Below are 11,636 nucleotides of genomic sequence, written 5' to 3'. Positions count from 1 at the left end.
CTTTGGTTACTTTCTTTTGGCCGCGCAAAAGAAAGTAACTCGCCTTCGGGTGCGATGAACCCGATTAAATAAAACCGTCGCGTTAGCGACACTTTGCTAAACCAATCTGAATTCAACTTACTGCGTAACATCAGTAACATAATAAAAATTGATTTGGATTGTGCTCAATAGGCTGCGTTAGTTATTTTGTTTTTTTCACGGACAACTGATTCGGCATCAACAATCTTTGTTTAGCGAGCGCTACCGATCTTCATTGCTAGATCTATCTTTCATTGTTACGGATACCGGACGGACATTCCAGATCTCGTCGCAATACTCACGGATTGCACGGTCAGAGGAAAATTTGCCCGCTCTGGCCGTATTCAGAATGGACATCCTCGTCCAGTTTTCCGGATCTTGCCAGACGTCGGAAACCTTATCCTGACAGGCGACATAATCGGCATAATCGGCGAAGACAAGGAATGGATCATGCTGGCACAGATTGTCCACTAAAGGCCGGAATACCTCCATGTCGCCATTGGAAAAATGCCCCGATGCGATCAACTGAATCACTTCGGCCAATTGTGGATTGCCTTCAACATAAGCGTAAGGCCGATAGCCTTCCTGCTGAAGTTTGGCGGCTTCCTCAGCGGTCAGGCCGAACAGGAAGAAATTTTCCGCGCCGACTTCCTCCCGTATTTCAACGTTGGCGCCGTCCAGCGTTCCAATCGTCAATGCGCCGTTCAGCGTGAATTTCATGTTGCCGGTGCCCGATGCTTCCTTACCGGCCATGGAGATCTGTTCGGACAGGTCGGCTGCGGGGTAAATGATCTGGGCGATCTCCACGTTGAAGTTGGGCACAAACGCGACGCGCAAATATTTATTGACGTCCGGATCGTTGTTCACCACATCGCCCACAGCATTGACGAGTTTGATAATGCGCTTGGCGATAAAATAGCCCGGCGCCGCCTTGCCGCCGAAAATGAATGCCCGCGGTGCGACAGAGAGCGTCGGATCGCGCTTCAGGCGGTTGTACAGCGTAATAACGTAAAGAATATTCAGATGCTGGCGCTTGTATTCATGAATGCGCTTGACCTGGATATCGAACAGCCAGCTTGGATCGAGTTCGATGCCGGTCTGCTTACGGACATAATCGGCAAGCCGTTGCTTGTTTGCCTGTTTGACGGCCCGCCATGCCTTACGGAATGCCGCATCTTCGGCCAAGGGCTCAAGCTGCAGGAGCTGCTCGGTATGGGTAATCCAGCTTTCGCCGATTGAGCGCGTGATCAAATCGCAAAGTTTAGGATTCGCCAAAGCCAAAAAGCGCCTGGGCGTTACGCCGTTGGTTTTATTGCTGAACCGTTCCGGCCACAGTTCATAAAAGTCCTTAAGCACACTGCCTTTAAGCAGTTCCGAGTGGAGCGCCGCTACGCCGTTTATCGCATGGCTGCCTACACAAGCCAGATGCGCCATGCGCACTTGTTTGCGCCCTGCCTCGCCGATCAATGACATGCGCGCCAGACGCGCCTCGTCGCCGGAATAGCGCAGGCGCACTTCGTCCAGAAAGCGCCGGTTGATCTCATAAATAATTTCCAGATGCCTCGGCAGCATTTCGCCGAACATCGGCAGATCCCAGGTTTCCAACGCTTCCGGCAGCAGCGTATGGTTGGTATAGCCGAAGCTGTCCTGGGTGATGGTCCAGGCCTCGTCCCAATCCAGGCGGCGCTCATCCACTAAAAGCCGCATCAGTTCTGCCACGCCGATCGAAGGATGGGTATCGTTGAGCTGCACGGCAAAGTACCGGGAAAAGTTCCGCGTCTGACCGCCTGCCAGATCGAGAAAATGCAGCATATCCTGCAAGGAACAGGAAACGAAAAAGTATTGTTGAGCCAGCCTCAGCCTCTTGCCTATTTCAGGCTCATCGTTGGGATAGAGCACCTTGGTGAGCGTCTCCGAGCGCACTTTTTCGCCGACCGCCTGGTAGTAATCGCCGGTATTAAAAGCCTGAAAGTCAAACGACTCCGTCGCCTCAGCGCTCCACAGCCTGAGCGTATTGCAGGTATTGACCCGATACCCTTGAATGGGCGTGTCGTAAGCTGTGCCTTTGATTACTTCATTGGGAACCCATCGAACCCGATAGCGGCCTTCTTCATTCTTCCAGGACTCCGTATGGCCGCCAAAGCCAACATGGTAGACTGTCTCAGGCTTCTCGATCTCCCAAGGATTACCGGAGTGCAGCCATTTGTCGGTGATTTCAGACTGCCAGCCGTCGCGAATCTCCTGATCGAAGATGCCGAATTCATAACGGATGCCATAACCGATGGCCGGACGCTCCAGCGTGGCGAGGGAATCCAGATAGCAGGCAGCGAGCCGGCCCAAGCCGCCATTGCCGAGGCCGGGCTCTTCTTCCTGCGCCAACAGCTCATCCAGGTTCAGCCCCAGCTCGGACACCGCCTGGCGCACCTCATCCTCAATGCCCAGATTGACGATATTATTGCCGAGATGCGGCCCCATCAGGAACTCCGCAGATAGGTAGCAAGCCTTCTTGATATCTTTTTCGAAATAAATATCGACCGTGTGCGCCCACCGGTGCTGCAGACGGTCGCGCACCGCGAGCGCCAGCGCCCGATAAAAATCATGCTTGCTGGCAACGGAAGGATGTCGCCCCAGGCTATAAATGACATGATCGCGAATCGCCTCCCTCAAGGCCATCACACTCAGGCCGGTGCGCTCATTTTCTGCGGAAAAAGGAAGCGCTTCAACCGGCGCTATGCTTGTTTTTGGAACATTCAAAGAACCGCTATCGTAGGTCATATGCGCCTCTTGTCAGATATCAATAAGGCCACTTCCAGTTGGTGATTTCGGCACGGTCGGTGCCCTGCTCGTGAGCGTAATTCAGATTCAGGATAATCTCGTTCTTCATTTCCTCCTTCAGATGCGCGGCCTTCGCGGCGAGCCCCGGCACCCGGTCGATGACGTCGATGACCAGATGGAAGCGGTCCACTTCGTTGAGGATGGCCAGTTCCATGGGCGTATTGATGTTGCCCTTCTCCTTGTAGCCGCGCACGTGCAGATTCGCGTGATTCTTGAAGCGGTAGGCCAGCTTGTGGATGAGCCAGGGATAACCGTGGAAATTGAAGATGATGGGCTTGTTGGTGGTAAACAGGCTGTCGAACTCCCGCTCGGTGGAACCGTGGGGATGCTCCGAAGCCGGTTGCAGCTTGAACAGATCGACCACATTGACGAAACGCACCTTCAGGTCAGGCAGCCGTTCGCGCAGGATAGCAGTGGCTGCCAGCGCTTCCATCGTCGCCACGTCGCCGCAACTGGCCATTACCACATCCGGCTCAACCCCCGCGTCGTTGCAGGCCCGCTGCGCAATGCCAATGCCTTTGGCGCAATGTACGATCGCTTCATCGATAGTCAGGAACTGCAAGTGCTTCTGCTTATCGGCGACGATCACATTGATACAGTCGGTGGAACGCAGGCACTGGTCCGCCACGACCAGCAGCGAGTTGGCGTCCGGCGGCAGGTAGATACGGGTGACCGAAGGGCTCTTGTTGGTCACCAGATCGATAAAGCAGGGGTCCTGGTGGGAGAAACCGTTGTGATCCTGCCGCCACACAGTGGAAGACAACAGAATGGTCTGCGATGACACCGAGGCGCGCCATGGCACATGGTTCTTGCTGATATCCAGCCATTTGGCGTGCTGGTTGAACATCGAATCGACCACATGGGCGAAGGCTTCATAGGTATGGAAGAAGCCATGCCGCCCGGAGAGCAGATAGCCCTCCAGCCAGCCGATCAGGGTGTGCTCGGACAGCATTTCCATGACCCGCCCGTCCCGGCTGAGCTCGCTGCCGTCGGCATCCTCCGGCAACAGGTCCGCCATCCAAGTTTTCTTGCTTACTTCGTATAACGCCTGCAAGCGGTTGGAAGCTGTCTCGTCCGGGCCGAACACACGGAAGTTGTTCGGATTCATTTTCATCACGTCGCGCAGGAATTCGCCGAGAGGCTTGGTATTCTCGTACTCGCTGGAACCGCTCTGCGGCACACTGACCGCATAGTCACGAAAATCCGGCAATTTCAGTTCCTTGCGCAGCAACCCGCCGTTGGCATGGGGATTGGCACTTATGCGCCGCGGGCCCTGCGGGGAAATAGCGCGCAGTTCGGGGCGCAGCCGGCCGCCGTCATCAAAAAGCTCCTCGGGCTTGTAGCTCTTCATCCAATCTTCCAGCAGCTTCAGATGGGAGGGATTGCCGATCACATCCGAGAACGGCACCTGATGCGAGCGCCAGAAACCTTCCGCCTTGTGGCCGTCGATGTCCTTGGGTCCGGTCCAGCCCTTGGGACTGCGCAGCACGATCATCGGCCAGAACGGGCGTTCGGCGTCGCCTGTCTCCCGCGCTTGCTGCTGGATAGCGCGGATTTCGGCGATCGCTTCATCCAGGGTAGCCGCCATCTTCTGATGCATCTCAGAGGGGTCCGATCCTTCGACAAAATAAGGCTTGTAACCGTAACCCACAAACAGCGCTTCCAGTTCCTTAGGGCTGATACGAGCCAGGATCGTCGGATTGGCGATCTTATAGCCGTTCAGGTTGAGGATCGGCAGCACCGCGCCGTCACGCACCGGATTGATAAATTTGTTGGAATGCCAGGCTGTGGCCAGCGGGCCGGTTTCCGCTTCGCCGTCCCCGACCACGCAGGCGACAATCAGATCAGGGTTATCATAGGCGGCGCCGTAGGCATGTGAAACACTGTAACCCAGCTCGCCGCCTTCATGTATCGAGCCGGGTGTTTCCGGCGTGACGTGGGAACCGATGTGTCCCGGAAAGGAAAATTGCTTGAAGAACTTGCGCATGCCATCGATATCTTCGCTTTTGTCGGGATAGACCTCGGAATAAGTGCCTTCGAGATAGGTCGGTCCTAAAACGCCCGGTGCGCCATGGCCCGGGCCCGCCATGAATATCACGTTAAGGTCGTCGCGCTTGATCAGCCGGTTGAGATGCGCCCAGACGAAAGACAGCGCCGGGCTCGCCCCCCAGTGCCCTAGCAACCGGTGTTTCACATGCTCGGCGGTGAGCGGCTCTCTGAGCAACGGGTTGTCCTTGAGGTAGATCATGCCGACGGAGAGGTAATTACATGCCCGCCACCAAGCATCCATTTTGCCGAGTTCTTCGTCGCTCAGAGGGGTCTGCGGATTTTGGCTGGTATCGCTCATCATTTTTCTCCTCACAGTCTGATTGTCAGGATTATCGTGGCGCCGACATGAGCGATAGGACTGTAGTACGCTCGCATGCCGAGTGGATAGCAACTAGCAATTCGTCCTCAAAATCTCCTTTGTGACTGTATGCATTTTGCCGAGTTCCTCAGCTTGCCTACGCTTACCAATCCGGCGCGCGCCAGCGTTTATCTTTTTCCTTGGGCGGCAGATCAAGCTGATGCGGGCCGATAATATCGCCCCAGTCCGTCCGATCGCGCATTTGCCGCTTGATGGATTCGTCCACAAAATCTTTCTCCTGCCGGGTTTCCCAGCCGCCGCCCATGGCTTTATAAAGCGCAATCAGGTTGGCGGCGATATCGCCGTAAATACGCACCAGCGATTCCTGCGAGGCAAGCAGACTGCGCTGCGAGTCCAGAACGCGCTGATAATCCACCAATCCTTCCCGGTATTGATACAACGATAATTCGGTCGAGCGTCTGGCCGCCTCATAGGTTTGTTGCAATTCATCGCGCTGTTCCTGCGCCTTGAGGAAAGCAATGGTAGCGTCTTCAGCTTCTCTGGCGGCATTGAGTACAGTATTGCGGTAATCGGCGATCAATTGCTGGAAACGGGCATCCTCGACGCGCACCTGGTTAGTGATGCGGCCGTAATTGAAAATGTCCCAGCTTAAGCTAGGGCCAATAAAGTATTCGAAGCTCTTGGCGTTGAACAAATCGCTAAGTTCGCTGCCGCCGGCCGAGGCAAAAGTCAGCGCGGCGTCGCTGGCGCGCAGGTTGATCGAGCCGAGCAGCGAGAAATGCGGATACAAATCGGCTTTGGCTACGCCGATCAGCGCGCTTTGCGTTGCAAGCTGACGTTCGGCGAGACGGATATCGGGACGCCGGCGCAACAAGTCGGCGGGCACGCCCACCGCAACCTTCATCGGTGCGGCAGGCACCGGACGGGCATGCGCCAAATAAGCGTCTATATGCCCCGGCGGCTGGCCGAGCAATACGCTCAAGGCGTTTTTCGCCTGACGCGCGCTGGCTTCCAGCGGCGGAATGGTGGCCAGGGTGCTGTTCAGCAGGCTTTTTGCCTGGAGGTAATCGAGTTCGGTGATCAATCCTCCGGCAAACAGCGTGTCGGCGATCTCCAAGGTGCGTTGCTGTATTTTCACGTTGTCGCGGGCAACCTGGATGCGGGCCTCAGTGGTGCGCAGCAATACATAGGTACGCGCCACCTCGGCAGTGAGCGATACCAACGCGTCATCGAAACCCGCGATCGAGGCGTCCAGATTGGCTTGGCTTGCTTCCACGCCGCGGCGGAATTTGCCCCACAGATCGAGCTCCCAGGCGACATCGAAGCCTATGCTGGCGACGCCGAAATTGCGGTCGATGATGCGGGTCGTGTTAGGCGCGTGGGCGCTGATTTGCTGGTAGCTCAAATCGCCGTTCAGTTGCTGCGTTTGGGGATATTCAAAACCCGTGGCAATGCCCAACTGCGCCCGCGCTTCCAGAATGCGCACGCCAGCCGACTGCAGCGTCAAATTCTGTTGCCGCGCTTCCCCGACCAGCCGGTCCAGATCCGTGTCCTTGAACACTTTCCACCAATTGCCCAGTTCCGCTGCACGCCGGCTGAGCCGGGGATCGGCTTGGTTGATCCAGTTGTTTTCCACGGCGGCTTCAGGCCTGGCATAATCCGGCCCGACCAGGGTGCAGCCGGCATTCATCAGCAGTACCGCAGTAATCCCCGCCACGCCATGAAGGGCGCGAATAGCGCTGAAATTGGGTTGCATGCCGCCTCGCTTCTTGCCTTGTTTGATCATTACACCTCCTCTCCGCCCAGATCGCGACGTTCGGTTTGCGCTTCGTCTACTTCCACCTTATAAAAAATGGCGTACAGCACCGGCACCACGATCAGCACCAGCAAAGTGGCAAAGCCCAGTCCGAAAACGATAGTCACCGCCATGGCGATAAAGAAGGCATCCGTGAACAACGGGATCATGCCCAGCATGGTGGTGCCGGACGACATGGTGACCGGGATCAGACGGCTGACGCCGGAACGCATCACCGCCTGGAACGGCGTCGCGCCTTGGGCGAGCTGCACGTTGATCTCGTCGATCAACACGATGGATGCCTTGATGATCATGCCCGAAAGGCTCATCAATCCCAGCAGCGCCATAAAGCCGAACGGCTGGTGAAAAACCAGCAATCCGAGAGTGACGCCAATGATGGCCAGCGGCACCGTCAGCCATATGATCAGAGTCTGTTTGATGGAATTGAACAGCACCAGCACCGTCAGTACCATCAAGCCGAAAAACACCGGTATCGAGCTGGCCAGGCGCGAATTGGCGCGAGAGGAATCTTCGGCTTCGCCGCCCCAGGCCATGTAATAGCCCGGCTTATCCTTGAGCGGCCAAAGGTCGTTATCGCCGACTTTAAGCGTTGATGAATCGAATTCCTCAATCGGTTCATCAGCGGGTTTGCCAAGCGCTGCGGCTACATCCACGTCCAGGGCTTGTTCGATTTTCGCTTTAACCCTAGCGAAGACCTCACTGGGCAATCCTTCACGCGGATCGGCATGAATGCGCAGCATTTTTCGCCGGTCCCAGCGCCAGACATGGGCATCTTCGAACTCAAGCGGAAAATCAGAGACCACCTGCCCCATCGGAATCATCGTCCGCGCGGCCGGGCTCCAGATCTGTACGGCCGTCAGACTATCCAGATCAGCGCTTTCAGCCGATGGCGCGCGTGCCATCAGCGGAATCAGTTCATCCTGCTCGCGGTAAACGCCCACCGTTTTACCCTCGAATGCCATTGTCAACGCATCGGCTACCTCCGGCCGGTCGATGCCGGCCCGTCTTGCCTGGGATTCAGATAATTGCGGCCGCAGTACTTTGACCTTGTCCCGCCATTCGCTGCGCACCGCCTTGGCGGTCGGTTCCGCTAAAAGGACAGCTTCGGCCTGGTCTCCCATACGGCGCAGTTCCTCGGCGTCCGGACCATAGATGCGCAGCTGGATCTTGCCGCCGGTCGACGGGCCTAAAATGAACAGCCGTGTGTTGACGACGGCGTCGGGAAAGGATGCTTCGAGTTCCTCCTGTACCTGCGGGGCCAGCGCGGCGATGCGGGTGTAATCGTCGACATCCACCAGAATCTGGCCGAAGCTCCGGTAATTGTGTTCCGGCGTATAAGTTAGCAAAAAACGCACCTGCCCGCCTCCCAACTGACTGGTGAGATGGGTGACGCCTTCGTGTTTCTTGATGAGCTGCGCGGCCTGCTGAACGCGCCGATCGGTTTCATGGATGTCCGTGCCTTCGGGAAACCACAGGTCGACATAGAATTGCGGACGGGTGGAGTCCGGAAAAAAGCTCTTCTTGACGAAACTGAATCCCAATAACGCCACGACAAACAGCGCCACTACGATGCCCACCACAATCCAGCGGAAACGCAGGCAGAATTTCAGAAAACGCTGGTATTGGGCATAGAACCCGACCGAGTAAGGGTCGACGCTGTCACCGGCAGCGGGCGCGCCGGTTTTGAGAAATACCTTGCACAACAGCGGCGTACAGGTCACCGAAGTCAGCCAGCTTAGGGAAAGCGAGATCAGGATGACCGAAAACAAACTGCGGCAGTATTCGCCGGTGGAATCCTGGGAAGTGCCGATAGCGGCAAAGGCGATGATTGCCACCGCGGTGCCGCCCAGCATCGGCAGCGCATTCTGGCCGACGATATCGCGCGCTGCATCATAGCCGTTTTGCCCTTGGGCCATGCGCATGCGCATGCCGTCGGTCACCACGATGGCGCAATCCACCAGCATCCCTAGGGCAATAATCAACGCGCCCAGGGAAATGCGTTCAAGTGTGATATCAAAGATATGCATCACGATGAACGTACCCATGATGGTCACCAGCAATACCACGCCGAGAATCAGGCCGCTGCGCAACCCCATGAACAGCAGCAGCACGCCGATTACGATGGCTACCGCCTCGATCAGGTTGACGATGAAGCCGCTCAAAGCGACCATTACCGACTGCGCCTGATGGGAAATAATATGGATTTCCATGCCCACCGGGCGCATCGATTCGAGTTCTTTCAAGCGCTGTTCCAGCGAATCGGCCATGACGATGACGTTGCCGCCGAGCACGGTCGATATGCCCAGCCCGACGGCGGGCTGTCCGTCGAAGCGCAGCATTGTAGCAGGCGGCTCACGATAGCCGCGCCTGATGTCGGCCACATCGCGCAGATAAATCAGGCTCTGGGATTTCGGTCCGCGCGAGGTAATGAGCAAATCGCCGAATTCCTGTTCCGATTTGTATTCGCCGGTTGGATTGATGGGAATGAATTCCTGCCCCAGGCTGAGGTTGCTGGCGCTCGCCACAACGTTTTTCGCCTGCAGGGTGTTGTAAATATCATGCGGCGATATGCCGAGCTGCGCCATTTTTTCGCGGCGCATTTCCACGTAAATCGCTTCCTTTTGCTCGCCGTAAAGGACGACGCGCTTCACATCAGTCGCTTTGAGCAATTCTTTTTGCAGATATTTGGCGTATTCGTATAGTTCCTTGTAACTGTAGCCCTCGCCAGTGATCGCCAGGTAAATGCCGTACACATCGCCGAAATCGTCGTTGACCAGCGAAGGGCCTGCCTTGGGCGGCAATTTTCCCTGCGCATCATTGATCTTGCGGCGCAGTTCGTCCCATACCTGCGGCAACGAGTATTTATCGTATTGGTCTTTCATTTTGACTTTTACAATCGAAAGATCACGGTACGAATGCGATTCGACCTTTTCCAGCTGACCCATTTCCTGTGCGGCTTTTTCGATCACGTTGGTGACCTCTTCTTCCACTTCCGCCGCTGAACCGCCTGGATAGGGCGTTGAAATGACGGCTTCCTTGATTGTGAATTCGGGGTCTTCCAGACGGCTCAGGGATTCATAGGATTTCCAGCCGACCACCAAAACAAGCACGATCATCACCCAGGTGATGATACTTTTTTGTATGCTCCATTCCGCCAAATTCATTTTGAGTCCTCTTGTCTAACTAACAATTAGAATGAGCCGCATAATTCAATTTTCTGGCAGGCTGCCGCCTCTTAATGCGATGACAGTTATTTGAGCGCCCGAACCGTTTGGCCTTCGCGCAGTTTGCTGACGCCGCTGACGGCAATGGTTTCATCCGCGTTCAGTCCGCTTACGATGCGAATGCTGTCGCTTCCGGTCAACTCGCCGGTTGTTACGGCGCGGCGATGGACTTGCCTGGTTTGCGGATCGACAACCCAGACCTGTGACCGGCCTGCGTCGTCGGCGAATACGGCAATGGCCGGCACGATCATTTCCGTGCCCGCTTCGGCATCTTCGGCAAATTCGATCCCGACATTGACCGTCATGCCCGGCAGAATGCGGATACCGGCAGGCGCCGGCATCACTAACACCACGCGGTAGGTTTGTGTAGCGGGGTCGGCTTGCGTGGCAAATTCCTTCACCTTCAAATCGAAACGACGGCTGGGATCGGCGGCGAATTCGGCATAAAAATGCGGTTTTGCTTTACGGATCGGCGCAATCATCAGTTCCGGCACGTCCATCAGCACTTCCACGTCGGTTACATTTTGTAGGCTTAATACCGCCTGCTTGGCCTGCACTTCCTGATAGTTGTCGACATACTTTTGAGCGATCAAGCCATCGAAAGGCGCTTTCAATCGGGTATATTCCAATTGATCCCTGGCGGCGGCAACTGAAGCTTTCGCGGATTGCAGATTGGCGCGTTCGACCTTTTCGGCTGCTCGCTTAAGCGCCACCATCGAATCGCTCACAGCGCCGGCATCGGTTTCTTTCACTTTGACATAACGACGGTATTCAGCAATGGCATAGGCAAGCGCTGCCTGAGATTTCGCCAGCACGCCTTCCGCGTTGCGCAGATTGGTTTCATAGTCCCGGGGATCAAGACGCGCGACGAAGGTTCCTTTCTTGACTTTTTGGCCTTCTTTAACCGGCAGTTCAATCAGTGTGCCAGGCACCTGAAACGCCAAATCCGCTCGGTCGGAAGCGCGCACCGTGCCGGGCAGTTTCCGGGTTTTTCCCGCCAGCGAACCGCTGACCTTCATCAGTTTTACCGGACGGACCGGCTCGACGGTTTTGACGGGCTCTTCGCTCTTCCCGCAGGCAGAAAACAATGCCCCGCAGGCAATGCATAGCATGATGCTCACTGCCGCTTTTGAGCTTTTCCGTATTAAGGCATACAAAATCATTCAGACTCCTTACCCAAGCATTGATTTTTTGACTATCGTCATCCCCTGCCCGAAACATACGCTAACTCATCGCTCTCAATTTACTGACTGATGTTACGCACGGGCGGTTTCATCCCGTTTGCCGCGTCGGGCTCCGCAGCTTTTAGCGGCGGTGGGATGGGTTGATAAACCCAGCATTTCGGCCGCCCATGCCGGGTTTCCGCTAAAGCTCC

5 protein-coding genes are annotated in these 11,636 nt (G+C 56.1%); all 5 read right to left on the bottom strand.

Annotated features, from left to right (window positions below):
* Window positions 1-240: 240 nt before the first annotated feature.
* The 5 genes from IT781_RS20655 to IT781_RS20635 all read right to left on the bottom strand — a co-directional run bounded on the left by IT781_RS20655 (window position 241) and on the right by IT781_RS20635 (window position 11,424).
* A complete protein-coding gene (locus tag IT781_RS20655; RefSeq protein WP_194972062.1) occupies window positions 241-2,793 on the bottom strand; it encodes a glycogen/starch/alpha-glucan phosphorylase in 2,553 nt (850 codons plus the stop codon).
* Between the two features lie 19 nt (window positions 2,794-2,812).
* A complete protein-coding gene (locus IT781_RS20650; protein WP_194972063.1) occupies window positions 2,813-5,200 on the bottom strand; it encodes a phosphoketolase family protein in 2,388 nt (795 codons plus the stop codon).
* A gap of 163 nt (window positions 5,201-5,363) precedes the next feature.
* The gene (locus IT781_RS20645; protein ID WP_194972061.1) at window positions 5,364-7,007 is read right to left on the bottom strand and encodes an efflux transporter outer membrane subunit; all 1,644 of its coding nucleotides are present in this window, start codon (window positions 7,005-7,007) and stop codon (window positions 5,364-5,366) included.
* A complete protein-coding gene (locus IT781_RS20640; RefSeq protein ID WP_194972060.1) occupies window positions 7,007-10,201 on the bottom strand; it encodes an efflux RND transporter permease subunit in 3,195 nt (1,064 codons plus the stop codon). Before IT781_RS20640 ends, IT781_RS20645 begins: the two co-directional genes overlap by 1 nt.
* Before the next feature lie 86 nt (window positions 10,202-10,287).
* On the bottom strand, window positions 10,288-11,424 hold the full coding sequence (locus IT781_RS20635) for an efflux RND transporter periplasmic adaptor subunit (protein WP_194972059.1): 1,137 nt from the start codon (window positions 11,422-11,424) through the stop codon (window positions 10,288-10,290).
* Window positions 11,425-11,636: the final 212 nt, after the last annotated feature.

It is taken from the genome of Methylobacter sp. BlB1 (assembly GCF_015476545.1).
Taxonomy (GTDB): domain Bacteria; phylum Pseudomonadota; class Gammaproteobacteria; order Methylococcales; family Methylomonadaceae; genus Methylobacter.
The sequence above is the reverse complement of the archived record's forward strand: the minus strand, read 5'-3'. Positions and strand labels throughout refer to the sequence as shown.

Excerpts from the sequence above, each read along its gene's own strand:
- IT781_RS20650 (WP_194972063.1), bottom strand. The coding sequence starts at position 5,200 with ATGAGCGATACCAGCCAAAATCCGCAGACCCCTCTGAGCGACGAAGAA.
- IT781_RS20635 (WP_194972059.1), bottom strand. The coding sequence starts at position 11,424 with ATGATTTTGTATGCCTTAATACGGAAAAGCTCAAAAGCGGCAGTGAGC.
- IT781_RS20655 (WP_194972062.1), bottom strand. The coding sequence starts at position 2,793 with ATGACCTACGATAGCGGTTCTTTGAATGTTCCAAAAACAAGCATAGCG.
- IT781_RS20645 (WP_194972061.1), bottom strand. The coding sequence starts at position 7,007 with ATGATCAAACAAGGCAAGAAGCGAGGCGGCATGCAACCCAATTTCAGC.
- IT781_RS20640 (WP_194972060.1), bottom strand. The coding sequence starts at position 10,201 with ATGAATTTGGCGGAATGGAGCATACAAAAAAGTATCATCACCTGGGTG.